The organism is Paraburkholderia phytofirmans (assembly GCF_046028095.1).
GTDB lineage: Bacteria > Pseudomonadota > Gammaproteobacteria > Burkholderiales > Burkholderiaceae > Paraburkholderia > Paraburkholderia phytofirmans_A.
This window is the reverse complement of sequence record NZ_JAQQDJ010000001.1, coordinates 399,407-425,693: the sequence shown is the minus strand read 5'-3', so window position 1 is coordinate 425,693 and position 26,287 is coordinate 399,407. Positions and strand designations below refer to the sequence as shown.

The 26,287-nt window shown below is 62.5% G+C and carries 25 protein-coding genes; 17 read left to right on the top strand and 8 right to left on the bottom strand.

The features are described 5' to 3' along the window. Positions 1-53 precede the first annotated feature (53 nt). The 5 genes from PQR54_RS01925 (at position 54) to hslU (ending at position 6,003) form a co-directional block, all read left to right on the top strand. Positions 54-1,256, top strand: a complete 1,203-nt coding sequence (locus tag PQR54_RS01925) for a class I SAM-dependent rRNA methyltransferase (RefSeq protein WP_408243842.1) — start codon at positions 54-56, stop codon at positions 1,254-1,256. A gap of 190 nt (positions 1,257-1,446) precedes the next feature. Further along, on the top strand, positions 1,447-2,535 hold the full coding sequence (locus PQR54_RS01920) for a CobW family GTP-binding protein (RefSeq protein ID WP_408243841.1): 1,089 nt from the start codon (positions 1,447-1,449) through the stop codon (positions 2,533-2,535). A gap of 678 nt (positions 2,536-3,213) precedes the next feature. Beyond that, positions 3,214-3,633, top strand: a complete 420-nt coding sequence (gene dksA / locus PQR54_RS01915; protein WP_012431412.1) for an RNA polymerase-binding protein DksA — start codon at positions 3,214-3,216, stop codon at positions 3,631-3,633. 477 nt (positions 3,634-4,110) lie between these two features. Next, positions 4,111-4,647, top strand: coding sequence for an ATP-dependent protease subunit HslV (gene hslV / locus PQR54_RS01910; RefSeq protein WP_012431411.1), 537 nt, complete (start codon positions 4,111-4,113; stop codon positions 4,645-4,647). 9 nt (positions 4,648-4,656) lie between these two features. After that, positions 4,657-6,003, top strand: coding sequence for an ATP-dependent protease ATPase subunit HslU (hslU, locus tag PQR54_RS01905; RefSeq protein WP_408243840.1), 1,347 nt, complete (start codon positions 4,657-4,659; stop codon positions 6,001-6,003). Positions 6,004-6,143: 140 nt separating this feature from the next. Here hslU and PQR54_RS01900 read toward each other — a convergent pair whose 3' ends face one another. Continuing rightward, positions 6,144-6,686: a response regulator transcription factor gene (locus tag PQR54_RS01900; protein ID WP_012431409.1), complete on the bottom strand. Its 543-nt coding sequence runs from the start codon at positions 6,684-6,686 to the stop codon at positions 6,144-6,146. Beyond that, entirely contained in the window at positions 6,683-7,993 is a 1,311-nt protein-coding gene (locus PQR54_RS01895) for an ATP-binding protein (RefSeq protein ID WP_408243839.1), read from the bottom strand. The genes PQR54_RS01900 and PQR54_RS01895 overlap by 4 nt, the downstream gene beginning before the upstream one ends. Positions 7,994-8,126: 133 nt before the next feature. On the opposite strand from PQR54_RS01895, the gene PQR54_RS01890 reads away from it, so the two are divergent. Then, positions 8,127-9,764 carry a tetratricopeptide repeat protein gene (locus PQR54_RS01890; RefSeq protein WP_408243838.1) on the top strand — a complete coding sequence of 546 codons (1,638 nt, stop codon included), beginning with the start codon at positions 8,127-8,129 and terminating at the stop codon, positions 9,762-9,764. Between the two features lie 112 nt (positions 9,765-9,876). On the opposite strand, the gene PQR54_RS01885 is transcribed toward PQR54_RS01890, so the two are convergent. Continuing rightward, positions 9,877-10,095: a cysteine-rich CWC family protein gene (locus tag PQR54_RS01885; protein ID WP_408243837.1), complete on the bottom strand. Its 219-nt coding sequence runs from the start codon at positions 10,093-10,095 to the stop codon at positions 9,877-9,879. A 265-nt stretch (positions 10,096-10,360) separates the two neighbouring features. Here PQR54_RS01885 and argB point away from each other — a divergent pair, with 265 nt between their 5' ends. The 7 genes from argB to PQR54_RS01850 all read left to right on the top strand — a co-directional run bounded on the left by argB (position 10,361) and on the right by PQR54_RS01850 (position 17,689). Continuing rightward, the gene (gene argB / locus PQR54_RS01880) at positions 10,361-11,260 is read left to right on the top strand and encodes an acetylglutamate kinase (RefSeq protein WP_007179687.1); all 900 of its coding nucleotides are present in this window, start codon (positions 10,361-10,363) and stop codon (positions 11,258-11,260) included. 227 nt (positions 11,261-11,487) lie between these two features. After that, positions 11,488-12,291, top strand: a complete 804-nt coding sequence (locus PQR54_RS01875) for a pyrimidine 5'-nucleotidase (protein WP_408243836.1) — start codon at positions 11,488-11,490, stop codon at positions 12,289-12,291. Next, on the top strand, positions 12,258-12,941 hold the full coding sequence (gene slmA, locus PQR54_RS01870; protein WP_408243835.1) for a nucleoid occlusion factor SlmA: 684 nt from the start codon (positions 12,258-12,260) through the stop codon (positions 12,939-12,941). Before PQR54_RS01875 ends, slmA begins: the two co-directional genes overlap by 34 nt. A 311-nt stretch (positions 12,942-13,252) precedes the next feature. Beyond that, positions 13,253-14,398 (top strand): homoserine O-succinyltransferase MetX, encoded by a 1,146-nt coding sequence (gene metX / locus PQR54_RS01865; protein WP_408243834.1) that lies wholly within the window; start codon positions 13,253-13,255, stop codon positions 14,396-14,398. Further along, positions 14,395-15,003, top strand: coding sequence for a methionine biosynthesis protein MetW (gene metW, locus PQR54_RS01860; protein WP_012431403.1), 609 nt, complete (start codon positions 14,395-14,397; stop codon positions 15,001-15,003). Before metX ends, metW begins: the two co-directional genes overlap by 4 nt. Before the next feature lie 14 nt (positions 15,004-15,017). Continuing rightward, positions 15,018-16,412 (top strand): AmpG family muropeptide MFS transporter, encoded by a 1,395-nt coding sequence (locus PQR54_RS01855; protein ID WP_408243833.1) that lies wholly within the window; start codon positions 15,018-15,020, stop codon positions 16,410-16,412. Further along, complete coding sequence (locus tag PQR54_RS01850) at positions 16,409-17,689, top strand: M48 family metallopeptidase (protein ID WP_408243832.1); 1,281 nt, start codon at positions 16,409-16,411, stop codon at positions 17,687-17,689. Before PQR54_RS01855 ends, PQR54_RS01850 begins: the two co-directional genes overlap by 4 nt. Positions 17,690-17,815: 126 nt before the next feature. Here PQR54_RS01850 and PQR54_RS01845 read toward each other — a convergent pair whose 3' ends face one another. From PQR54_RS01845 to gatC, 5 genes are all read right to left on the bottom strand, one after another. Further along, complete coding sequence (locus PQR54_RS01845; protein ID WP_012431400.1) at positions 17,816-18,595, bottom strand: exodeoxyribonuclease III; 780 nt, start codon at positions 18,593-18,595, stop codon at positions 17,816-17,818. 46 nt (positions 18,596-18,641) lie between these two features. Next, a complete protein-coding gene (locus PQR54_RS01840) occupies positions 18,642-19,481 on the bottom strand; it encodes a PPK2 family polyphosphate kinase (protein ID WP_408243831.1) in 840 nt (279 codons plus the stop codon). Positions 19,482-19,620: 139 nt separating this feature from the next. Beyond that, positions 19,621-21,096, bottom strand: coding sequence for an Asp-tRNA(Asn)/Glu-tRNA(Gln) amidotransferase subunit GatB (gene gatB / locus PQR54_RS01835; RefSeq protein WP_408243830.1), 1,476 nt, complete (start codon positions 21,094-21,096; stop codon positions 19,621-19,623). Between the two features lie 5 nt (positions 21,097-21,101). Further along, a complete protein-coding gene (gene gatA / locus PQR54_RS01830) occupies positions 21,102-22,589 on the bottom strand; it encodes an Asp-tRNA(Asn)/Glu-tRNA(Gln) amidotransferase subunit GatA (RefSeq protein ID WP_408243829.1) in 1,488 nt (495 codons plus the stop codon). A 193-nt stretch (positions 22,590-22,782) separates the two neighbouring features. Beyond that, positions 22,783-23,082, bottom strand: a complete 300-nt coding sequence (gene gatC / locus PQR54_RS01825) for an Asp-tRNA(Asn)/Glu-tRNA(Gln) amidotransferase subunit GatC (RefSeq protein WP_408243828.1) — start codon at positions 23,080-23,082, stop codon at positions 22,783-22,785. On the opposite strand from gatC, the gene PQR54_RS01820 reads away from it, so the two are divergent. The 4 genes from PQR54_RS01820 (at position 23,081) to mreD (ending at position 26,278) form a co-directional block, all read left to right on the top strand. Then, on the top strand, positions 23,081-23,230 hold the full coding sequence (locus PQR54_RS01820) for a hypothetical protein (protein ID WP_408243827.1): 150 nt from the start codon (positions 23,081-23,083) through the stop codon (positions 23,228-23,230). The two genes, gatC and PQR54_RS01820, sit on opposite strands and share 2 nt — an antisense overlap. A gap of 232 nt (positions 23,231-23,462) precedes the next feature. Next, positions 23,463-24,506: a rod shape-determining protein gene (locus PQR54_RS01815; protein ID WP_004189550.1), complete on the top strand. Its 1,044-nt coding sequence runs from the start codon at positions 23,463-23,465 to the stop codon at positions 24,504-24,506. A gap of 153 nt (positions 24,507-24,659) precedes the next feature. Continuing rightward, entirely contained in the window at positions 24,660-25,769 is a 1,110-nt protein-coding gene (gene mreC / locus PQR54_RS01810) for a rod shape-determining protein MreC (protein ID WP_408243826.1), read from the top strand. Further along, the gene (gene mreD, locus PQR54_RS01805) at positions 25,766-26,278 is read left to right on the top strand and encodes a rod shape-determining protein MreD (RefSeq protein WP_106302750.1); all 513 of its coding nucleotides are present in this window, start codon (positions 25,766-25,768) and stop codon (positions 26,276-26,278) included. Before mreC ends, mreD begins: the two co-directional genes overlap by 4 nt. Positions 26,279-26,287: the final 9 nt, after the last annotated feature.

Sequence of the window (26,287 nt, the reverse complement as noted above, 5' to 3'; positions counted from 1 at the left end):
TCGCCGCGCGCTGTCTGTACGACGCCCGGCCCATTGCTCTCTCTGACACCCTGATGAATACCGTTACGCTCAAACCGTCGAAAGAAAAGTCGCTGCTGCGCCGCCATCCGTGGGTCTATGCCAACGCGATCGACCGGATCGACGGCAATCCCGCGCCCGGCGCCGCCGTGCTGGTGCGCGCGCACGACGGCCGTTTCCTCGCGCGCGCGGCCTACAGCCCGCATTCGCAGATCCGCGCCCGAGTGTGGAGCTTCGACGAAAGCGAGCCGATCGATCACGCGTTCTTCAAGCGCCGCGTGCAGCGCGCGCTCGCGCACCGTCAGACGATGGTCCACGACACCGGCGCGGTACGGCTGATCTTTGGCGAAGCGGACGGCCTGCCGGGCCTGATCGTCGATCACTATGTTGCCGAGGACGAAGGCCAGCGCAGCCAGTTGGTCTGCCAGTTCATGGCGGCGGGCGTGGAGGCGTGGAAGGAGGCGATCGTCGCGGCGCTGATCGGCGCGACCGGCTGCCTGAACGTCTACGAACGCTCGGACGTGTCGATTCGTCAGAAGGAAGGACTCGAGCAGATCACCGGTGTGCTGGCGGGCGAAGCGCCGTCGGAAGCGTTGATCGCGAGCGAAAACGGCGTGCGCTATCACGTCGACGTGCGCAACGGCCACAAGACTGGTTTTTACGTCGATCAGCGCGACAACCGCCTGCTCGTGCAGCAACTCGCACAGGACCGCGAGGTGCTGAACTGCTTCTGCTACACCGGCGGCTTCTCGCTGGCGGCGTTGAAAGGCGGCGCCAAACGCGTGGTGTCGATCGATTCGTCGGGCGACGCGCTGGCGATCGCCCAGCAAAACGTGGCGGCCAACGGCTTCGACGCCGAGCGCGCCACCTGGCTCGACGCCGACGCGTTCAAAACGCTGCGCCGCCTTCACGACGAAGGCGAGCGGTTCGACCTGATCGTGCTCGATCCGCCGAAATTCGCGCCGTCGCGTGAACATGTGGACCGCGCGTCGCGCGCCTACAAGGACATCAACCTGACCGGCCTGAAACTGCTGCGCCCGGGCGGCCTGCTCTTCACCTATTCGTGCTCCGGCGCGATCGACGCCGAACTGTTCCAGAAGATCGTCTCCGGCGCGGCCGCCGACGCGCGCGTGGACGCCCGCATTCTCAAGCGGCTGGGCGCAGGCGTGGATCACCCTCTGCTCACGGCATTCCCGGAAGGCGAATACCTGAAGGGCCTGCTGTTGCAAATCGCCTGATCGCCCATAATTTCAGGGATATTTCCGGCGCCGGGCGCTGGGGCGAGAGTGGCCTCGAAACCGGGTCCGCCAGCGTCGCCTTGACAGATATGTTTCAATAACCGCCTGGACAGGGCAGCGCGCCACCCGGCTGCGCGCCCGGCCCACGCATTCGACTACGCACCGTTACACGACCATACAGGCGACCCACATGATCCCAGTCACCATCCTGACCGGCTTTCTCGGCAGCGGCAAAACCACCCTGCTCAAGCGCATCCTGAATGAAAAGCACGGCATGAAGATCGCCGTGATCGAGAACGAGTTCGGCGAAGAGAACATCGACAACGAAATCCTCGTGCAGGACACCGGCGAGCAGATCATCCAGATGAGCAACGGCTGCATCTGCTGCACGATTCGCGGCGACCTGTCGCGCGTGCTGGGCGATCTGGCGGCGCAGAAACAATCCGGCAAACTGGATTTCGACCGCGTCGTGATCGAAACCACCGGCCTCGCCAATCCGGGCCCGGTTGCGCAAACGTTCTTCATGGACGACCAGATCGCCAATGAATTCCTGCTGGACGCGATCATCACCCTGGTCGACGCGAAGCACGCGAACCACCAGCTGGACGAGCACGAAGTCGTTCAGCGCCAGGTCGGTTTCGCCGACCGCCTGTTCATCACCAAGTCGGATCTGGTCGATGAAAAGCATCTGGCCGATCTGCGTCACCGTCTGCTGCACATGAACCCGCGCGCGGCGATCAAGGTGGTCAATTTCGGCGAAGCGGACATCAAGGAAATCTTCGACCTGCGCGGCTTCAACCTGAATTCGAAGCTCGAGATCGATCCGGACTTTCTCGTCGAAGACGAACATGCGCACAGCCACGCTCACGCGCATGACGAGCACGGCCATACGCACGACGATCACGCCAACTGCGATCACGACCACGGCAAGTGCGATCACGAAGGCCACGATCACGCGCATCATCACCATGCGCACCATGACGACAAGATCAAGTCGTTCGTCTACCGCAACGACCGGCCCTTCGATCCGAACAAGCTGGAAGACTTTCTCGGCGGCATTCTGCAGATTTATGGCGAGCGCCTGCTGCGCTACAAGGGCGTGCTCTATATGAAGGGCGTCGACCGCAAGGTGGTGTTCCAGGGCGTGCATCAGATGATGGGCAGCGATCTGGCCGCAAAATGGCAGCCGATCGAGAAAAAGACCAACAAGATGGTGTTTATCGGCATCGAACTGCCGCAAGACCTGATCACCGACGGTCTGGACGCCTGCCTCGCGTAAGAAGTCCGAAGCCCCGGCTTGCCCGGGGCTTGTCGTTTATTCAGACCGAAAAGCGTGCGACACGGCATGCGCCGTGCTACTGGCTAGAACGGAAATATGCGCAAAGCCCGCGCCGGCCAAATCATCTGCTGAATCCGCCTTAACGGCGGCCGAAAGCTCACTGAAAAGTCGCGCGTGTGAAAAGCGCGTGAAAACCCTGCTGTATTAAAGCGTGCACGACCATCGCTTTTTGGTCGTGCGCGCGTTATATTTTCGGGATATCGGGGTGCCGTACGGGGATTTTCACCACTTGGGGTGCTAGATTGTGATTCAGTTACAATACGTGCCCACTGGAGAATGACAACGAATTGCCCGGTCAGCGCGTATCCCGCGACGGGCCTGAAAGGCGCCGGAAAATCTTATCCGGACGATACGCCGACAATGCCGGCTGGCAGCGCCTGAAAAGGCGCGCTGTCGGCAAGCAATGCCTCAGGAGCATTTGAGAATCGGTTTCCAGAGGAGTTCGGCCCCGCATTAGCGTTGCGACGCCCGGCGTGTGGGCGCCAGGCGCTTCGGCGTCACGACAGTCCACTGTCCGTGCCCGCCTTGGCGCTCAGCGTCCTCGAGGCGCATTTGCGGGCAATACGAAAGTGCGGGCACTATGTAAGAGTTTTGCCTCACATTGAAGAAGTAAGCCAGATGACGACGAAACGACTCTTGACCGAAGCCGAAATCCTGAAGATGAGCGACAAGGATTACATGAATGAGGATCAGCTCGCCTTCTTCAAGAACAAGCTCGAACAACTGCAGGCGGATATTCTCCGCAATGCCGGCCAAACGACCGAGAACCTGCGCGAGACCGTAATCGTGCCGGACCCGGCCGACCGCGCAACGATCGAGGAAGAGCATGCGCTCGAACTGCGCACGCGCGACCGCGAGCGCAAGCTGCTGAAGAAGGTGCAGCAATCAATCGCGCGCATCGACTCGGGCGACTACGGCTGGTGCGAAGAAACCGGTGAGCCGATCGGCATCCCGCGTCTGCTCGCACGGCCCACGGCCACCCTGTCGCTCGAAGCGCAGGAGCGCCGCGAACTGCGCCAGAAGCTGTTCGGCGACTGAATGCTTGCGGCGCGGCTTCGGCTCCGCGCCCTGAAAAGCTGCTTCGTCGAGAGGCGCACGGTGAGCCGTGCGCCTTTTTGTTTTGTGTGACGCCTATCGAGGCATTGCCGTGGTGCAGGCTGTCACCCACCTTGCCTCGACACCTCCTTGTCGGTGTCACCACCGCGGTCGCTCCCGAATCCGTCTGTATTTGTCCTATGCCATTTGCCGGCTCGGGACCGGGATTCGGGCTATCCCAGCCCCGCGCCACCCGATGCCACGCGGTCGCGCACCTCGCACCAATTCACGTGTTTTTTGTCTTATGCCATTTGCCGGCTCTTGATATGACCGCGCACGCCCTAAAATAAATCGGACATGCGCTGCACGAGCGCGCGCCGGCCGGTTCGTTTGTTAGCGTCGCGCGCCGTCCGCTTTCAGGATTCATGCGGTAGCGCAGTGCGCTGCCGCGTCCTACCCGTTTTGCAAAGAGGAACGCATATGGAGCAATTTCACGGCACGACGATCGTCTCCGTGCGCCGCGGCGACAAAGTCGCGCTCGGCGGCGACGGCCAGGTGACGCTAGGCAACATCGTCATGAAAGGCGGTGCGAAGAAAGTCCGGCGCATCTATAACGGCAAGGTGCTGGTCGGCTTCGCCGGCGGCACGGCCGACGCCTTCTCGCTGCTCGACCGCTTCGAAGCGAAGCTGGAAAAACATCAGGGCAACCTCACACGCGCCGCCGTCGAACTCGCCAAAGACTGGCGCACCGACCGCATGCTGCGCCGTCTCGAAGCCATGCTGATCACCGCGGACGCCACGACCACGCTAGTCATCACCGGCAACGGCGACGTGCTCGATCCGGAAGGCGGCATCTGCGCGATCGGTTCCGGCGGCGCTTATGCGCAAGCCGCCGCGACCGCGCTCGCTCACAACACTGAACTGTCGCCCCGTGAAATCGTGGAGAAGTCGCTGGAGATTGCCGGCGACATGTGCATCTACACGAACCATAACCGCGTTATCGAGACGATCGAGTAAGGACCCACGATGAGCACCATGACCCCTGCCGAGATCGTCTCGGAACTCGACAAACACATCATCGGCCAAGGCCGCGCGAAAAAAGCGGTGGCTGTGGCGCTGCGCAACCGCTGGCGCCGTCAGCAGGTTGAAGATCCGCTGCGTCAGGAAATCACGCCGAAGAACATTCTGATGATCGGACCGACCGGCGTCGGCAAGACCGAAATCGCGCGGCGTCTGGCAAAACTGGCTGATGCGCCGTTCATCAAGATCGAAGCGACCAAGTTCACCGAAGTCGGTTACGTGGGCCGCGATGTGGACAGCATCGTGCGCGATCTGATCGAAATTTCGGTCAAGCAGACGCGCGAAACGGAAATGCGCAAAGTGCGGACCAAGGCCGAAGATCAGGCCGAAGACCGCATCCTCGACATTCTGCTGCCGAGCGCGCGGCCCGTCGGTTTCGGCGCGAGTTCGAGCGCCGCTGATACCGTCGACGAAGGTAGCACCACGCGCCAGACATTCCGCAAGCGCCTGCGCGAAGGCCTGCTCGACGACAAGGAAATCGAGCTCGATGTGGAACAGCCGCAAGTCGGCATGGACATCATGGGGCCGCCGGGCATGGAAGACATGACCGAGCAGATCCGTTCGATGTTCGCGAACATCGGCGGCGGCAAGAAAACGCGCCGCAAGCTGAAGGTGAAAGAAGCGCTGAAGGTTCTCACCGACGAAGAAGCCGGCAAGATGCTGAACGACGAAGAGGTGAAGGCCAAGGCCGTGCAGAACGTCGAGCAGAACGGCATTGTGTTTCTCGACGAGATCGACAAGATCGCCTCGCGCAACGAAGCCGGCGGCGGTGAAGTTTCGCGTCAGGGCGTGCAGCGCGATCTGTTGCCGCTGGTCGAAGGCACCACGATCAACACCAAGTACGGCATGGTGAAGACCGATCACATTCTGTTCATTGCGAGCGGCGCATTCCACCTGGCCAAGCCGAGCGATCTGATTCCGGAACTGCAAGGCCGTTTTCCGATTCGCGTCGAACTGGACTCGCTCTCGGTGAACGACTTCGAATCGATCCTGGTGTCCACGGATGCGAGCCTCGTCAAGCAATACCAGGCATTGCTCGCCACCGAGGACGTGCACCTCGAATTCGCCGACGACGGCATTCGCCGCATCGCGGAGATCGCGTACTCGGTGAACGAAAAGACCGAGAACATCGGCGCACGGCGTCTCTACACGGTGATCGAAAAGCTGCTCGAAGAAGTCTCGTTCGCGGCCGGCAATCACTCGGGACGGACGGTGCAGATCGACGTCGCTTATGTCGATCGCGCGCTGAACGAAGTGGCGGAAGACGAGGATCTGTCGCGCTACGTGCTGTGATGTCGAATCCGCGGTCTGCTCAGGCTGTTGCCGTGTTCACAGCTTGAGGCGGATCGGATGTGACGCACATAAAAACGGGCTGCCTTTTGACAAGGCAGCCCGTTTTTTTGCTTACGGCAAGCGGAGCTGAATTGAGGCTCTTACTGCTTGACCGGCCGCTTCGCCAGCTTGCGCTGCAGCGTGCGCCGATGCATGTTCAACGCGCGCGCGGTAGCCGAAATATTGCCGCCGTGCTCGGCGAGCACGCGTTGAATATGCTCCCACTCCAGACGCGCCACCGACAACGGCGTGGGATGCTCGATCGCCTCTTCTGCTTGCAACGCGCTTGCTTCACTTTGCAGCGCCGACAGAATCGTCTCGACGTTGGCAGGTTTGGCCAGGTAGTTATCGGCACCGTCCTTCACCGCCTGCACCGCGGTGGCGATGCTCGCATAGCCCGTTAGCACCAGCATGCGCGCGTCGGGCTGCAAATCGCGCAACGGCGCGACGAGCGTGAGACCGGAGTCGTTGCCGAGATGCAGATCCACCGTGATCTGGCTGAACTTCTGCTGATTCGCCAGCTTGATGGCCTCATCCGCGTTGTGCGCCTCGCTCACCGTGTAGCCGCGCCGGGTGAGCCCACGAGCGAGGATGCCGGAGAACACCTCGTCGTCGTCGATCACCAGAAAATTCATATCGCTCATGCCTGTTTCTCCGTGTTGGATGGCGCAGCGCCTTGACGGCCTTTGCCAGAAAATTTGCGTCCGGCGAGCGGCAGCTTAAGAACCGCGCGCGTGCCACGCGGCTTGATCGCGCTGACATCGGTCAGTTCGATCGATCCATTCAGACGCGCCGCCGCCGAAAAAGCCAGATAGAGGCCCACGCCGTGCCCACCTTGCGTACTCTCGACCGGCATCGCTCCGAGCGAGCCGCGCAACGTGGCCGGAATGCCCGGGCCTGCATCACATACTTCGAAGACAATCTGGTCGCCGCGCGCCGCCAGCGCGCAGGACAGCGTCACGTGATCGCGGCTTGCACGCGCGGCGTTGTCGAGCAAAATCGTGAGAATCTGACTCACGGCCACCGTATCGTCAAGACTGACATCCGCCGGCGGCACGCCAACCCGCTCGAACTTCACATGCGGATGACGCAAGCGCCACTGCTCGGCAAACGATTCGAGCCACTCGCCGACCTGCTGCCGGTTAGTGGTTGTCGACGCCCGGCTGCGCAAGCGCGCAAGCGCCGACGTACACAGTGTCATTTGCTGTTCGAGCAATTCGAGATCGGCGCTATAAGGCGCAAGTCCCTTATCGGAACGCGCTGCATCTCGCAATTCTTCGGACAACATGGCAATTGTAGACAACGGCGTACCGATTTCGTGTGCCACGGTGGCAGCCTGCACACCCAAAGCAACCGCGCGTTCGTCGTGAAGCAAGCGCTGCTGCGCGTCTCCGAGCGCTGCGTCACGTAGCCGCAATGCTCGCGACATGCGTGCAACGAACCATGCAATGAGGCCGACGCTGACCATGAAGTTCACCCACATGCCCGCGCGGTAGTAGTCGAACAGGTTCGCCGGATTGTCGAGATTCAGCGGTACGGAATCGAAACCGAGCACCGCGTAGCAGGCCACGGCGAACGCCGCGAGCCACGCCATCAGATGCCACGGCAGCACGGCCGCGGCGATGGCAAGCGAAGGCAGATAGAGCGAAACGAATGGATTGGTAGTGCCGCCGGAGAGAAACAGCAGCGCGGACAATGCGCCAAGATCGACCCAGATCTGGCCGAACAACTCCATGTTGGATTCTGGGCGCTGCTGCGAGACGCGCCACCATGTGATTGCGTTGAAGATCACTTCGAGCGCGATCACCAGCAGCATAGCGGGCAACGGCAAGTGCACGCCGATGAAGATCTGCACGAATGCGATCGTCATCAACTGGCCGATGATCGCGAGACAACGCAGCCAGAACAGATGCCCGAGATTGACGCGGCCGGTGTTGGTGATTCGGTGCATGACTTTAACTTTGATTTACCTGTTCAGACTAGTCCGACTTACCTCGTGGCTTTGCGTCGGTAACATGGAATTTTTGCGATAGCGCCTAACGGGAACGAACTTTTCTTCGGCTCCTCCATCGCGCAACCCATCCATGCTACCGACTTCCCACAGCGAGGCCGACGCCTCTTCAGCTTTCCTGACTGTTCTGCGACAAGCCGTCGCAGCCCGGCAAACCGGTACGGCGCAGGCCGAAGCCGACTGCCTCGACGCTGCGGCGCGGATCCATCCACTCGATCACGCATCGCTCAATTCGCTCATGGCCAAGCTGCTCGAAGAACACCGTTCCGGCGACGCAATCGAACTCGCCGCCATTATTGCCCAACTCGATCCGCGCAACGCTCTTGCACACTTTCGCCTCGGCTACTCGCTGCAGATGGCGAACCGGCATGCCGAAGCCATCGCACCTTATCGCCATGCACTCGCCATCGATCCGCGTTTGCCGCGCTTGCGCAACAATCTCGCCGCCGCGCTGACGTTCACCGGCGGCGACCTGAACGAACAGATCGCGCTGCTGGAAGATGCCGTCCGCGATGACCCCGATGAAGGCGACGGCTGGACCAATCTCACGCACGCTTACCGTACGAAAATGGATCTGTCGCGCGCGCTCGAAGCCGGCGCAAAGGCCGTGCAATGCGCGCCGCATAGCCCGCTGGCGCACAACAACTATGCGCTGACGCTGCGTGAGGCGCAACGCTGGGACGACGCGGTGCAAGCCGCCCAAACCGCTTGCGCGCTGGCCCCCAACGACGCCTGCATGCGCTCCAATCTCTCCATGCTGCAACTCGTGCGTGCCGATTACGAGCATGGCTGGGCATCGCATGAAGCGCGCTGGGACGGCTCTGCGGAATTGGGCGGCAACCGTCCGGTGATGCCGGCGCCGCTTTGGCGCGGCGAACCGCTCGCCGGGAAGACATTGCTCGTGTGGGGCGAGCAAGGCATGGGCGACCTGTTGCAGTTCTGCCGCTACATTCCGATGCTGGCCGAGCGCGTCCACCGCGAAGGCGGCCGGCTCGTCTGGAATTCGTTCCCGCAGATGGGCGCGCTGCTTAAGCGCAGCCTCGGCGGTCATGCGGACGAGTTTTCAGCCGGTGGCGGCGTCGAATCGCTGCCGTCGTTCGATTACGAGATTCCGTTGCTGAGCCTGCCGCTGATTTTCGACACGCACGAGGCAACGATTCCGGCGGCGCCCTATTTGCGGGCGGACCCGGCGGGCACCAAATCGTGGCAAGAGCGGCTGGCCGGGGAATCGCGGCTGAAAGTCGGGCTGACGTGGACCGGCAGCCACGGTCATCAACGCAATCCGTTCCGGCGTGTCGGCTGGGAGCGCTATGCGGCTCACTTCGCCGGCATGCGGGACGTGGCGTTCTATTCGCTGCAGCCGGGCGCCGGCGCGGACGTGACGGCGGCACGCGCGGCCGGCTTGTCGATGACTGACCACACGGCCGAATTCGCGACCTTCGACGATACAGCCGCGTTTGTCGGCGCGCTCGATCTCGTCATTACGGTTTGCACGTCTGCGGCGCATCTGAGCGGCGCAATCGGCCAGCGCACCTGGGTGCTGCTCGACGTCAACCCGCATTGGGTCTGGTTGCTCGACCGCCACGACAGCCCGTGGTATCCGAGCGCCACGCTCTACCGGCAGCCGCAATTCGGTCAGTGGGAGCCAGCGCTGGAAGCCGTCGCGCGTGACCTGCGTGCGCTTGCGGCGCAGCACCGCCGGGCGGCGTAAGCGAGCGGCGCTTGCGTAGGCAGATCGCGTTGCCGTAAGCCAATGGCGTAGTTGCCCGCCGGTGGCGCATTTTCCCCAAGCTACGCCGCTCGTCGCGGCCTCCCCAAACCAATCACACGCCGCCGGGCCTTATTTGAGCCGCCTGCGCAATCTCCGCCGCAAGACATTCAGGACACAGACAGCGCCCAGCCGGATCGAGCCGGTCCGCCGGCAGCGGCGGCATCTCGCGGCACCAGCAGTCGAATGGCTGCCCATGCATGGCGCAATCGAACGCGTTGCCGCAGCGCGGGCAGCGCGCACTGCCTCCAGAACGGGAAACGGACGGTTTCATGACGGGCCGGATAGTCTCGCTTCAGCCGGAATCAGGAAATGATGCCACGACTGGCGAACCACCGTGAGTCGTCCGTTCGGCTAGTTCACGGATGCCTCAAAAGCGCGGTACGCTTCGTCGTCCGCTGGCGTGTGCGGGCTGTGATTGCGCGGTGCGCAAAGGCCATGGCGCCCGCCACCCGTGCAACTATCGAAAACCCTGTTGTAGCGCGCCAGTCCTGTACAATTCGCCCTGTTTTAACTGTTCCGTGCCTGAGCCTGCCGCCATGTCCGAGCTTCCCGACCTTTCGCAGATCGCGCCCACCCTCAAGGCTGAAATCCTGGCCGAGGCGCTTCCCTACATTCGTCAGTATCACGGTAAGACCGTGGTCATCAAATACGGCGGCAACGCCATGACCGAAGAGCGGCTCAAGCAAGGCTTCGCGCGCGACGTGATCCTGCTCAAGCTGGTCGGCATCAATCCGGTCATCGTGCACGGCGGCGGTCCGCAAATCGACCAGGCGCTGAAGAAGATCGGCAAACAGGGCACGTTCATTCAGGGCATGCGCGTCACCGACGAAGAGACGATGGAAGTCGTCGAATGGGTGCTCGGCGGCGAAGTGCAGCAGGACATCGTCACGCTGATCAACCACTTCGGCGGCCACGCGGTCGGCCTGACGGGCAAGGACGGCGGCCTGATCCACGCACGCAAGATGCTGATGCCGGATCGCGACAATCCCGGTCAGTACGTGGATATCGGCCAGGTGGGCGAAGTCGAGGCGATCAACCCGGCGGTCGTGAAGGCGCTGCAGGACGACGCGTTCATTCCGGTGATCTCGCCGATCGGTTTCGGCGAAGACGGCCTGTCGTACAACATTAACGCGGATCTGGTCGCGGGCAAGCTGGCGGTGGTGCTGAACGCCGAAAAGCTCGTGATGATGACCAACATTCCCGGCGTAATGGACAAGGAAGGCAATCTGCTGACCGATCTGTCGGCGCGCGAAATCGACGGCCTGTTTGCCGACGGCACGATCTCCGGCGGCATGCTGCCGAAAATCTCGTCCGCGCTGGACGCAGCCAAGAGCGGCGTGCGCTCGGTGCACATCATCGACGGCCGTATCGAGCACTCGGTGCTGCTGGAAATTCTCACCGAACAGCCGTTCGGCACGATGATCCGCTCGCATTGATTCCTGCCTCAAACCCGGCACACGCGGCACGTCGGCATGGCGTGATCCGTGTGCCGTGCAGTTGCGCTGGACAGTCGTACAGCGCGCGCAACACCTTCGGCGGCTCGCAGCAACGCGCCGCCACAAAGCACCACCCTGCTACCTCTTCCTTCCTCGCCACCCGCACCGTGAACCGTTCGCGTTCACCGCGTGAGGCAACTGTTCGCGCCTGAACGGCGTCCTCCACCATGCGCACTCCCACCTCCCGAAACCGTCGTCCGCACATCGCAGGTGGCCGTCCGGTCTGGCTGTTCGATCTCGACAACACGCTGCATCACGCATCGCACGCGATCTTTCCGGCAATCAATCAGGGGATGACGCAGTACATCATCGACGCGCTGCAAGTCGACATCGACGAAGCCAACCGTCTGCGCACCGGCTACACGCAACGTTATGGCGCAACGCTGCTGGGCCTCACGCGCCACCATCCGCTCGATCCGAACGACTTCCTGAAGGTCGTGCACACCTTCCCCGATCTCGGCTCGATGATCCGCCATGAACGCGGCGTCGCGCGCCTCGTGGCTGCCCTGCCGGGCCGCAAGATCGTGCTGACCAACGCGCCCGAGGCCTATGCGCGCGCCGTGCTCGCCGAGCTGCGTATCGAGCGTCTGTTCGAACAGGTGATCGCCATCGAGCATATGCGCGATCGCCGCCGCTGGCGCGCCAAACCCGACCACGCGATGCTGCGCAAAGCCATGCGCGATGCGCACGTATCGCTGAAGGACGTGATCCTCGTCGAAGACACTCGCTCGCATCTGAAGAACTACCGGCGGCTCGGCATCCGCACGGTGTGGATCACCGGCCATCTGCCGCGCAAGCCGCACGCGGACGGCGTACCGACACGCCTGCCGGGCACCGGCCGGCCGCACTATGTCGATAGAAGCATTCGTTCGTTAAAATCGCTACGACTGAGCACCCGCTCGGTTCGATTGAAGAGACAGCAGACGGGACGACAGCCATGCAGCCGATCGACAAGCCTGACGAAGTCTTAACCGAACACGAACCGAACCCCACGCTCGCCGCCCCGCGCGCTCAGCGCCTGAAGCCGGGCGAGCGCCGCGTGCACATTCTCCAGACGCTCGCCGCGATGCTGGAGGCGCCCAAGAGCGAAAAGATCACCACCGCGGCGCTGGCCGCCCGCCTCGGCGTGTCGGAAGCCGCGCTGTACCGTCATTTCGCCAGCAAGGCGCAAATGTTCGAAGGGCTGATCGAGTTCATCGAGCAAACCATCTTCGGGCTGATCAACCAGATCGCCGACAAGGAAAGCAACGGCGTGCTGCAGGCGCGCTCGATCGCGTTGATGCTGCTCAACTTCCCCGCGAAGAACCCCGGCATGACGCGCGTGCTGACGTGCGAGGCGCTGGTCGGCGAACATGAACGGCTGACCGAGCGCGTCAATCAGATGCTGGAGCGCGTCGAGGCGTCGTTGAAGCAATGTCTGCGGCTTGCGCAAATGGAGGCGAACAGCACTGCGAGTTCCGGCGAAAACGCAGTCCCATTACCCGCCGGCTACGATCCCGCGATTCGGGCGAGTCTGCTGCTGAGCTATATCATCGGCCGCTGGCACCGCTATGCGCGCAGCGGCTTCGCGCGCCCGCCCGCCGAACACGCCGACGCGCAACTGCTCCTGATTCTTCAGTAGTCCGCGCGGCATGCGCCGCGCCGTGCTCTACGCCCGCGACGTTGCCGCACGAAAATTTCCGCTATACTTTGCGCCTGACTGCGGTACCTCGAACCATTAAGGACCGCCGTACGCAATACCCCGAACACCTGCTGGAAAACCTGAAACGCGCCGATTTGCTGACTCGATTGCGGGCGCGCGAACTGCCGGGAACGTCTCCCTGCGGTTCACTATAAATGCGGCTAAAGAGGTCGTCAGCCGCGCACACAGTCCTTCCTCCGTGCTCTCGCCGACGCCGTTTAGCCGCCCTGTTTCGATAAATGGCGGAATGAATGGAATCGATCGGTATCGTCGCTCCCCACACAATGCATTTCACCGAGCCGCTGCAGTTGCAGAACGGCAGCTCACTGGCCGGTTACGACCTGATGGTCGAGACTTACGGCACGCTCAACGCCGCGCGTAGCAACGCGGTGCTGGTGTGCCACGCGCTCAACGCGTCGCACCACGTGGCGGGCGTGTACGCCGACAATCCCAAGGACATCGGCTGGTGGGACAACATGGTCGGCCCGGGCAAACCGCTCGACACCGACAAGTTCTTCGTGATCGGCGTGAACAACCTGGGATCGTGCTTCGGCTCGACCGGGCCGATGAGTATCGACCCGGCCACCGGCAATCCGTACGGCGCGACGTTTCCCGTCGTGACGGTGGAAGACTGGGTGAACGCCCAGGCGCGCGTCGCCGATCAGTTCGGCATCACGCGCTTCGCGGCGGTGATGGGCGGCAGCCTCGGCGGCATGCAGGCGCTCGCGTGGAGCATGATGTATCCGGAGCGCGTCGGGCATTGCATCGTGGTCGCGTCCACGCCCAAGCTATCGGCGCAGAACATCGCGTTCAACGAGGTCGCGCGCTCGGCGATCCTGTCGGACCCCGACTTCCACGGCGGCAACTACTACGCGCACAACGTGAAGCCTAAGCGCGGCTTGCGCGTCGCGCGCATGATCGGCCACATCACGTATCTGTCGGACGACGACATGGCCGAGAAATTCGGCCGCTCGCTGCGCCGCGCGGAAGGCGCGCTGGACGCCTATAACTTCAACTTCGACGTCGAATTCGAAGTGGAGTCGTATCTGCGTTATCAGGGCGACAAGTTCGCCGACTACTTCGACGCGAACACCTACCTGCTGATCACGCGCGCGTTGGATTACTTCGATCCGGCCAAGGCTTTCGACGGCGATCTGACGGCCGCCGTCGCGCACACCACGGCGAAATATCTGATCGCCAGCTTCTCGACCGACTGGCGTTTCGCGCCGGCGCGCTCGCGCGAACTGGTGAAGGCGCTGCTCGACCACAAGCGCACCGTCACGTACGCGGAAATCGACGCGCCGCACGGCCACGACGCCTTCCTGCTCGACGACGCGCGCTATCACAACCTGATGCGCGCCTACTACGAACGTATTGCAAACGAGGTGAACGCATGAACCAGCGAGCACTCGATTACCTGGCGCTGCGCCCGGACTTCCGCGCGATCGCGCGCTGGGTCGAACCGCGCGCCACGGTGCTGGACCTGGGCTGCGGCGACGGGTCGCTGCTGTCGTTGCTGACCGAAGAACTGGACGTGCAGGGCTACGGTATTGAAATCAACGACGCGGGCGTGCTGGCGTCGACGCAAAACGGCGTCAACGTGATCCAGCAGAATCTGGAAGACGGCCTGCGCCTGTTCGAAGACGGCAGCTTCGATTTCGCGATTCTGTCGCAGACGCTGCAAACCATTCATCAGACGGCGGCGATCCTGCGCGAGACCGTGCGGGTCGGCAAGGAATGCATCGTGTCGTTCCCGAACTTCGGCTACTGGGCGCATCGGCTCTCGGTGCTGCAGGGTCGCATGCCGGTGTCGAAGTCGCTGCCTTATCAGTGGCACAACACGCCGAACGTGCGGGTGCTGACTATCGAGGATTTCGAGGCGCTCGCGCCGGAAGTCGGCATCGAAATTCTCGACCGCGTGGTGCTGCACGACGGTCAGGTGGTGCGCTGGGGCGTGAACTGGCGTGGTAGTCTTGCGGTCTATCGCGTCAAGAAAAGCTAACGCAAGTCATACACATGTCGAACCCGCCGCACGAGGCGCCTGCACTTACCGCTCACGAAGAACATCCCGGCTGGCGCGCGTTTCTGAATACGCGCATGCTGATCTGCGTCTTTCTCGGCTTTACGTCGGGATTGCCGCTGTTCACGCTCGTCTATCTGGTGCAGGCGTGGTTACGCTCAGAAGGCGTCAATCTGAAGGAGATCGGCCTCTTTGCGCTGATCCAGTTCCCGTACACCTGGAAATTCATCTGGGCGCCGCTGATGGACCGCTACGTCCCGCGTTTTCCGGGCTGGCGTCCGGGCAGACGGCGCGGCTGGATGCTGGTCACGCAGATTCTGGTGGCCGGCGCCATCGCCACCCTGGGATTCGTGTCGCCCAAAGATTCGATCTGGACGGTGGCGGCTTTGACCGCGCTGGTCGCGTTCTTCGGCGCGAGTCAGGACATCGTGATCGACGCCTACCGGCGCGAGCTGCTGAGCGATACGCAGCAGGGTCTCGGCAACGCGGTGCACGTGAACGCTTACAAGATCGCGGCCCTGGTGCCCGGTTCGCTTGCGTTGATCCTGTCCGATCATTTGCCCTGGACCACCGTTTTTATCGTGACGGCCGCGTTCATGCTGCCCGGCATGGTGATGACACTGCTAGTGCGCGAACCCGAAGTACACGACACGCCGCCCAAAAATCTGCGCGAAGCGATCGTGCAGCCGTTCAAGGAATTCATTCAGCGCGACGGCTGGCGTGGCGCGCTATTCGTGCTCGGTTTCATCTTTCTGTACAAGCTCGGCGACACGATGGCGACCACGCTGTCCACCTCGTTCTTTCTCGACATCGGTTTTTCGCGCACGCAGATCGGTGTGATCGCGAAGACCACCGCGTTCGGTGCGAGCCTGGCGGGCGGGATCGTCGGCGGGATCTGGCTGATGAAGATCGGCATCGGCCGCGGGCTGTGGATCTTCGGCGTCCTGCAGATGGTGTCGACGCTCGGGTTTGCGTGGCTCGCGCATCTCGGACCGGCTTCGCCCGGTCTCGTGGCGATCTACGACATCGCCGTCTGGCTGAGCGAAGGCACGACGAAGCTGCTCGCGCTGGTGGGCGTCGATTGGGCCGTGCAGCTCGAGCCGCGCTCCGTTGCGCTGGCGCTTGTCTACGGGTTGGAAACCTTTGCCACGGGGCTGACGATGGCGGCCTTCACCGCCTACATCGCCAGCACCACCGATCCGCGCTACACCGCCACCCAGTTCGCGCTCTTCACGAGCCTCGCTTCGGTGCCGCGCACGCTGGCTTCCGCGGCAAGCGGCTACGTGGTTGCGCAGATCGGCTGGTTCGACTACTTCATCGTGTGTACCGCGCTGGGGTTGCCCGGCATGTTGCTTCTGCTGCGCATCGCGCCGTGGAGGAAGCAGTCGTGAAGGCGCTTCTTTCGAAGGGCGCGGCCCGCTTGATTACGACCCGGCGTCCTGCGGTCAAAGGCAGCCGCGTGGCGCTGCACGCAGTCTGGGCGCTTGGCTGTGTGAGCCTGACGTTGGCCGCGCCATTGAACGCCTATGCGGCAGCCGTGCCGGCAGCGGCTACTAGCGCACCCGCAGCGGCACCGGCGCCGGCCGCGACGTCAGCGCCGACGGCGAAGCCCACAGCGGCGGCTGCCGCGAGCCCTGAAAGCGCGACATCGGCGGCACAAGGTGCGAACAATGCCACCAGCGCGTCGGGTGCCGGCAGCGCGCCCGCCGCTGCAACGCCGACCTCGCCGCCTTCATCGCCTTCGTCATCCCAATCGACGCAGCCGCCGCCGTCTCCGGTCACCGCCAAAACGCCCGCGGCCGCCAAAGCGCCTGCCGTCCCGTCGATGCCCGCCCCGGCGTCCACGTCGTACACCCCGAATACGCAGTTGCGTTACGGCGGCTATCTGGTGTTCCGCAATCTGATCCCATCGCCGATGCTCGAGGCGCAAGCCGCCGACGAGTTCAACCAGATCACCTACGGCGCCGAGCACTCGAACCGTCTGTACGGCGACACCGACGCGCACGTGACACGCGTGCGTTCGATCGTCGACAAGATGATTCCGTACTCGCTGAAATGGAATGAGCGGGCCAAGAACTGGAAGTGGGATGTGGCCGTGGTGCGCTCGACCGATATCCGCATGTACTGTCTGCCGGGTGGCAAGATCGTCGTGTACGGCGGACTGCTCGACCGCGCGCGTCTGAACGACAACGAACTCGGCATGCTGATCGGCCACGAGATCGCGCACGCGCTGCGCGAACATGCACGCGAGCGGCTCGGCCAACTGCAGGCGAGCCAGCTCGACTCGTCCGGCACGATTCCGCAGCTATTCGGTCTCGCCGATCTGGGCGCGGCACCGCTCGGCATCGGCTCGCGCCTGCTGGAAATGAAGTACGAAAATACCGACGAGACCGAAGCCGACGTGATCGGCAGCGATATCGCATCGCGCGCCGGCTTCGATCCGCGCGCGGCGGTCACGCTGTGGGACAAACTGGCGCAAGCCACGCGAAGTGACCGCGATCGTGGCTACATCTACGTACATCCTTACTCGGCGACGCGCCGTCAGGACATCATCAAGCGCTTGCCGGACATGCTGCCGCTGTATGCGAAGGCGATCGGCAAAACGGTGGACGCGCTGCCGGACTACGCCGGCATGGGCCGTCCGCGCCGCAAGCTGGCGCGCGATTGAGTTGCGCGGGCCTCAAGCGCCCGCTACTTCTGCGACAATGCGTTTCACAAGGCCGACTTCAGGTCCGCCCGCCCTCGCGCTCGCGACCATTGCCTGAAGGCGAGACTTCAGCCTCGCTTGCCGTGCTTACTTCTTCACCTTGTGGTCGTAATCCACCGTCAGCGGCGCATGGTCGCTGAACTTGATATCGCGGAACACGTCGGTGCGTTTCGCCTTGCTCGCGATACCCGGCGTCGCGATCTGATAATCGATCCGCCACCCGACGTTCTTCGCGTATGCCTGGCCGCGATTGCTCCACCACGTGTACTGTTCCGGCCGCTGGTCGAGCGTGCGGAACACGTCGACGTAACCCACTTCATCGAACAGCTTGGTGAGCCATGCGCGCTCTTCCGGCAGGCAACCCGAATTCTTCTGGTTGCTCTTCCAGTTCTTGATATCGATTTCCTTGTGGACGATGTTGACGTCGCCGCACACGATCACTTCACGCTCCTGTGACAGTTCCGCGAGATGCGGCATGAACTCGTCCATGAAACGGTATTTGGCCTGCTGGCGTTCGTCGCCGCTCGAACCCGAAGGCACATACACCGAAATCACCGACAGCTTGCCGAAACGCAGTTCGACATAACGCCCTTCCGGGTCGAACTCCTCGCTGCCAAACCCGATCACCACTTCGTCCGGTTCGTGACGCGTGTACACGCCCGCGCCGCTATAACCCTTCTTCACGGCGTGCTGGAAATAGCCGGTGAAATTGTGCGGGGCCATGAATTCCGGCGTCATGTCGTCCTGCGAGCATTTGATTTCCTGCACGCACAGCACGTCGGCCTTCTGTTCACCGAACCAGTCGAAAAAGCCTTTCTTCGCCGCTGAGCGGATGCCGTTCAGGTTCGCGGTAATCACACGCAACATGTCGTTCCTTTTATGTTCGATTCGTTGATGAAGCGAAAGGGCACGGTCACTCGACCTTGATGCCCTTCAGCGATTCTTTGGCGGGCGGATATTCGAGCTTCAGCGCTTCGAACGTGCGCAACAACAGCTCCGCGACCATCACGTTGCGATGCGTCTTCGAGTCGGCCGGAATCACGTACCACGGCGCGTATTCCGTCGATGTCGCCGCCAGCGCGTCCTGATACGCGGCCTGATATTGGTCCCACTGCTTGCGCGCTTCGAGATCGGCGACGTCGAATTTCCAGTGCTTGCTCGGATCGTCGATGCGCGCCTGCAGACGCGCACGTTGCTCATCCTTCGAAATGTGCAACATGCACTTGATGATGGTCGTGCCGCTATACGCCAGCAACTCTTCGAACTGGCGGACGTGGCAGCAGCGTTGCGCGAAGGCTTGCTCATCCAGAGTGCCGAGCACGGTGGGGACCAGCAGATCTTCGTAGTGACTGCGGTTGAAGATTGTCAGCTCACCGGCGGCCGGCGCCTGCGAATGCACGCGCCAGAGAAAGTCATGCGCGAGTTCGACGGGCGTCGGCGCCTTGAACGGGACGATGCGCAAACCGAGCGGATCGACTTCGTGAAACACCGCACGGATCGTACCGTCCTTGCCGCTCGTGTCCATGCCCTGCAACACCAGCAACACGCGGCGCGTTCGCTGCGCGTGCAAACACTCCTGCTGCGTGTCGAGCTTCGCGCCGATCTCCGAGAGACGCGCCTTGTCGGACTCTTTCGAACCGGTCGAAAACGGCTTGGCGGCCGGGTCGAAATCGCTCAGCGAGAATTTGCTTTTTTTCTTGCCGTCGTCGAAATACGGCACGCGGAAATCGTCGAGTTCGGGTTGCTTGGCCATCCACACACTCCGTGATCAGTTTTTTGCTTAAACGGACCCGCAAATGAAACGGGCCGTTGCCCCACTTTCGTTGCCGGCAACAGCCCGTGCTGACCTGAGCTTTAACGCTTCAGTCGTTCACGCTCAACTTAACTTCAACTCAGGACAGCTTCTTCTTCAGCAGTTCGTTTACCTGCGCCGGATTGGCCTTGCCCTTCGTCGCTTTCATGGCCTGGCCGATCAGCGCGTTGAACGCCTTTTCCTTGCCGGCGCGGAATTCTTCGACCGACTTCTGGTTCGCGGCGAGCACTTCGTCGATGATCGCTTCCAACGCGCCGGTATCCGAGATCTGCTTCAGCCCCTTCGCCTCGATGATGCGATCGGCTGCGGCTTCGTCAGTAGCGTTCTCTTCCCAGATCGCGAGGAAAATTTCCTTGGCGATCTTGTTGGAGATCGTGCCGTCGGCGATACGCTGCAACAACAACGCGAGTTGCGCGGACGACACCGGGTTCTCAGCAATGTCGAGCCCCTCGCGATTCAATTGCGACGACACTTCGCCCATCAGCCAGTTAGCGGCAACCTTGGCGTTGGCCGGACCGACTTTGCTCACCACCGCTTCGTAGTACGCGGCCATCGCTTTGCTCGACGTCAGTACGTTAGCGTCGTACGGCGTCAAACCGTATTGCGACACGAAGCGCTGTTGAATCGCCACCGGCAGCTCTGTCATCTCCGCCTTCACGCGCTCGATCCACGCCGCGTCGATCACGAGCGGCATCAGATCGGGGTCGGGGAAATACCGGTAATCGTGCGCGTCTTCCTTGCTGCGCATGGAGCGCGTTTCGCGCTTGTCCGGATCGTACAGACGCGTTTCCTGCACCACCGTGCCACCGTCTTCGATCAGTTCGATCTGACGGCGCACTTCGTACTGGATCGCTTCTTCGAGGAAGCGGAACGAGTTCAGATTCTTGATCTCGGCACGCGTGCCGAATTCCGCCTGACCGACCGGACGCACCGACACGTTCGCGTCGCAACGAAACGAGCCTTCCTGCATGTTGCCGTCGCAGATGCCGAGCCACGTGACAAGCGTGTGCAGCGTCTTCGCGTAGGCAACTGCTTCTGCCGCGCTGCGCATTTCCGGCTCGGTGACGATTTCAAGCAGCGGCGTGCCGGCACGATTCAGGTCGATGCCGGTCATGCCCGCGAAGTCTTCGTGCAGCGACTTGCCCGCGTCTTCTTCAAGGTGAGCGCGCGTGAGGTTGACGACCTTCTCGTACGCTGGGCTGCCCGCCTTTTCATTGGCCGGCACCTGAATCGTCACCTGACCGCCCTGCACGACGGGGATTTCGTACTGGCTGATCTGATAGCCCTTCGGCAGATCGGGGTAGAAATAATTCTTGCGCGCGAAGATGCTGCGCGGCGCCACCGTTGCGCCGATCGCGAGGCCGAACTGGATCGCGCGCTCCACAGCGCCGCGGTTCATCACCGGCAACGTGCCCGGCAAGGCCAGATCGACGGGGCTGGCTTGCGTGTTCGGCGCAGCGCCGAATTGCGTCGCGGTGCCCGAAAAAATCTTCGATTGAGTCGACAGTTGCGCGTGGGTCTCCAGACCGATCACGACTTCCCATTGCTTGGCCATGGTGTTCACACTCCTGCCGGTGCTTTGCGGTGCCAGTCGGTCGCGCGCTGGAACGCGTCGGCCACCTGGAGCATCCGGGCTTCATTGAAATAGTTGCCGATGATCTGCAATCCAACCGGACGTTGCGCATTCGCGCCCGCACCGAAGCCGCACGGCACGCTCATGCCCGGCAAACCGGCGAGGCTCACCGACAGCGTGTAGATGTCGGCCAGATACATCTGCACCGGATCGTCGCCCTTCGCGCCGAGGTCCCACGCCACCGACGGCGCGACCGGGCCCATGATCACGTCGCACTGCTTGAACGCTTCCTGGAAATCCTGCGCGATGATGCGGCGGATTTTCTGCGCCTGCAGGTAGTACGCGTCGTAATAGCCGTGCGACAGCACGTAGGCCCCGACCAGAATACGGCGCTTTACTTCCGGACCAAAACCTTCGGCGCGCGACTTCTTGTACATGTCCAGCAGATCGCGATACTCCGCGGCGCGATGACCGAAACGCACACCGTCGAAACGTGACAGGTTCGACGAAGCCTCCGCCGGCGCGATCACGTAGTACACCGGGATCGACAACTCCGTTTTCGGCAGCGAGACTTCGACCAGCGTGGCGCCGAGCGCTTCGTATTGTTTCAGCGCGGCGTCGATTGAAGCGCGCACGTCGTCGGCAAGACCGGCGCCGAAATACTCTTTCGGCAGGCCGATGCGCAGGCCGGCGAGCGGCTTGCCCGCGCCGTCTTCTTTCCACGATTTGCCGAGATAACGCGTGTAGTCTTCGTCGTCACGCACGAGGCTGGTCGAATCGCGCTCGTCGAAACCGGCCATGGCGTTGAGCAGCGTGGCGCAATCCGCGGCGCTTTGCGCCATCGGACCGCCCTGATCCAGCGACGAGGCGAACGCGATCATGCCGTAACGCGACACGCGACCGTACGTCGGCTTGATGCCGGTGATGCCGGAGAACGACGCCGGCTGACGAATCGAGCCGCCGGTATCCGTGCCGGTCGCAGCAGGCGCAAGGCGCGCGGCGACGGCCGCAGCCGACCCGCCCGACGAACCGCCCGGCACAGCCTTAACATCCCACGGATTCTGCACGGGACCAAAGTACGAATTCTCGTTGGATGAGCCCATTGCGAACTCGTCCATATTTGTCTTGCCTACGCACACCATGCCGGCGCTCTGCAGACGCGCGACCACGGTCGCGTCGAACGGGCTCTCGTAGTTCGACAGCATTTTTGAGCCAGCGGTGGAGCGCCAGCCCTTGGTAACGAACACGTCCTTGTGCGCGATCGGCAGGCCGACCAGCGGGCCGGCGTGGCCGGTATGGAGCAGCGCGTCCGCGGCTTTCGCCTGCGCGAGCGTCAGATCGGGATCGACCTGGATGAATGCGTTCAGGCTGTTGGCCGCGTCGATCCGCTTCAGATAGAGCTGCGCCAGTTCGACTGCGGAGCATTCCTTGGCCGTCAATGCGGCGCGCAGTTCGGTCAAACTTTTTTCATGCATTGCGTTTTATCCTGAAGAGCGCGGCAGCGTAATCACGCTGCCGTGGAGGCATTCGGTTGCCCGCCGGCAAACCGGGCCGAGGAAGCCGGAGACGACGGTGATGCGAGCGTTGAGGCGACGAGTCGATTTGCCGCAAGCCGGCACTTCGCCTCATAGCTGGCTCGCAGGCCGCGCCGGGCTCGATACGCGGGTGTTACTCGATCACCTTAGGCACGAGGTACAGGCCGTCCTGCACGGCGGGCGCCGGGCGCTGGAAAGCTTCGCGTTCGACCGTTTCGGTCACCGCGTCGTTACGCAGACGCAGCGCGACGTCTTCGATCTGCTCGATCGGATGGGCAAGCGGCGCGATGCCGTTGGTATCGACCGCCTGCATCTGCTCGACAAGGCCGAAAAAATCATTGAGCTGGACGAGCGTGTGCTCAGCGTCGGCGTCGGCCAGTTCGAGCCGCGCAAGATGCGCGATGCGTTTTACATCGGTCAGGGTCAGAGCCATGCAGTCACCGGAAAATGTGGTGGACCGCCGCAGCAAGGAAAAAACGATGCTGCGACAGCGGGTTACGACGCTGGAGGAAGACCTCGAAAAAGGGGCCAGCGGAGGCAAAAAGTGCCGTCCGTTTCCTTCAAAACATCCAAAATTATAAGGTATCATTACGCGTTCGACCCAAACCCGGACCGTCTTACCAAGGCCTTTCTGAACAATTCCCAAAGATAGTTCGGATTTTTCTGACCTGGCTTTGCATCGGCCTCCGGTAGACTCCCTCGCAGCTTCAAGTTCCTGTGGCGCCGCTTCCGCCCGGTTGAAGCTGTTATTTTTTCCGCTGCCGCCCTGCGCAACCATTGCGAGGCCCGGCCCCCAGCGAGACAGGATTTTGAATGTTCGGTTTTTTGCGCAGCTACTTTTCCAACGATCTGGCCATTGACCTCGGCACGGCCAACACGCTCATCTACATGCGTGGCAAGGGCATCGTTCTTGATGAACCGTCGGTGGTCTCGATCCGCCAGGAAGGCGGTCCCAACGGCAAGAAAACCATCCAGGCAGTCGGCAAGGAAGCCAAGCAGATGCTCGGCAAGGTGCCAGGCAACATCGAGGCAATCCGCCCCATGAAAGACGGCGTGATCGCCGACTTCACCGTCACCGAGCAGATGATCAAGCAGTTCATCAAAACTGCTCACGAATCGCGCATGTTCTCGCCGTCGCCGCGCATCATCATTTGCGTGCCGTGCGGTTCGACCCAGGTCGAGCGCCGCGCTATCAAAGAAGCCGCGCATGGTGCGGGCGCTTCGCAGGTCTACCTCATTGAAGAACCCATGGCCGCTGCTATCGGCGCCGGCTTGCCGGTGTCGGAAGCAACTGGCTCGATGGTCGTCGACATCGGCGGCGGCACGACCGAAGTCGGCGTGATCTCGCTTGGCGGCATCGTGTACAAAGGCTCGGTGCGCGTAGGCGGCGACAAGTTCGACGAAGCTATCGTCAACTACATCCGCCGTAACTACGGCATGCTGATCGGCGAGCAAACCGCCGAAGCCATCAAGAAGGAAATCGGCTCCGCCTTCCCGGGTTCCGAAGTCAAGGAAATGGAAGTGAAGGGCCGCAATCTGTCGGAAGGCATTCCGCGCAGCTTCACCATCTCCAGCAATGAAATTCTCGAAGCCCTCACCGATCCGCTGAACCAGATCGTGTCGTCGGTGAAGATCGCGCTCGAACAAACGCCGCCGGAACTGGGCGCCGACATCGCCGAGCGCGGCATGATGCTCACGGGCGGTGGCGCACTGCTGCGCGATCTTGACCGCCTGCTCGCCGAAGAAACCGGCCTGCCGGTGCTCGTCGCCGAAGACCCGTTGACCTGCGTTGTGCGCGGCTCGGGCATGGCGCTCGAACGCATGGACAAGCTGGGCAGCATCTTCTCGTACGAGTAAGCGAGCCCGTCTCCATGTCAGTAGCGCGGATCAGGCAAACGGCCCCTTGCGGGCCGGTTTGCCGTTGGCTGGGCCTACCAGCCTCCGCGCGCTGAACGCGCGTTCCTCGCGCGCCGCCGTCTCACCCAACCGCTCACGCCCCCGGCGCCGACCATGGAATACAGTCCGCCGCCCCTGTTCAAGCAAGGACCGTCCGCCCTCGCACGACTGGTATTTTTTGTCTTGCTGGCGATCGCCCTGCTGATCTCCGACGCACGCTTCAAAACGCTCGAAATCGTGCGTGGCGTGCTCGGCGCGGGTCTTTATCCGTTGCAACGCGCCGCCCTCGTGCCGCGCGACATGTTCGTGGGCGCCGCCGACCTGGCCGTGACCAGCGCCACGCTACGCAGCGAAAACGACAAACTGCGCACTAAAGATCTGCAGTTGTCGCAGCAAGCCAATACAGCCGCTGAGTTGGCGGCCGAGAACGCGCATTTGCGCGCGCTGCTGCAACTGTCGCAGCGCTCCACCACTGAATCGCTGCCCGCCGAGATCCAGTACGACACGCGCGATCCGTTTACGCAGAAGGTCGTGATCGGCCGCGGTGCGCAGCAAGGCATCCAGAACGGTTCGCCGGTCGTCAATGAAGACGGCGTGATCGGCCAGGTGACGCGCGTGTTCCCGCTGCAAGCCGAAGTGACGCTGCTCACGGACAAGGACCAGGCGGTGCCCGTGCAGATCGTGCGCACCGGCCTGCGCAGCGTGATTTACGGCACACCGAAGGGCGACACGCTGGATCTGCGCTTTGTGCCGATCAGCGCCGACATTCAAACCGGCGACGAACTCGTCACTAGCGGCCTGGACGGCGTCTATCCGCCGGGCTTGCCGGTTGCCAAGGTCGTGCGGGTCGACAAGCAGGCCGATACGGCATTTGCGCGCGTGATCTGCCTGCCGGTCGCGCCGGTGCGCGGCGCACGTCAACTGCTGGTGCTGCATTACGTGAACAATGTGCCGCCGCGTCCCGCTGAAGAACCCGACGCAGCCACGACCGCGAAGGAAGCCAAAGCGAAGAAGGGCGCCAAACCCGCGGACGGCAAAGCCGCAGCGGAGAAAGCTCCGGCAAAAGCAGGCGAAAAGCCCGCTGCCGAGAAACCCGTAGCCGCCAAGCCCACTGAAAAAGCACCGGCCAAACCGGCGGCCGCGGATAAAAAATCCGCCGCCGAAAAGAAACCGGCCGCTGACAAGAACGCGAAGCCGCCAGCCAAGCCAGGGGCCCAGCCATGAACCGTCCGCAATACATTCTGCAGCCGGTCAATCCCTACTTCATCTCGTTCAGCCTCGCCGCGGCGTTCCTGCTGAACCTGATGCCATGGGGGCGACTCGCCGGCGTGCCGGACTTCGTGGCGCTTGTGCTGCTGTTCTGGAACGTGCATCAGCCGCGCAAAGTCGGCATGGGTATCGCGTTTTCGCTCGGTTTGCTGATGGATGTGCATAACGCCAGCCTGCTCGGCGAGCACGCGCTGGCGTATACGTTGCTGTCGTACGGCGCGATTACGATCCATCGCCGCGTGCTGTGGATGTCGCTTGGCGTGCAGACCTTCGCGGTCATGCCGCTGCTGGTCGTCGCGCAACTGGTGCCGTTCGTGATCCGTCTGCTGACGGGCGCGGCGTTTCCGGGTTGGGGTTATCTGATCGACGGCTTCGTCGAAGCCGCGCTGTGGCCGGTCACCAGCATGCTGCTGCTGATGCCGCAGCGCCGCCCGGCCGATCCGGACGATACCCGGCCAATTTGATCACGCTTC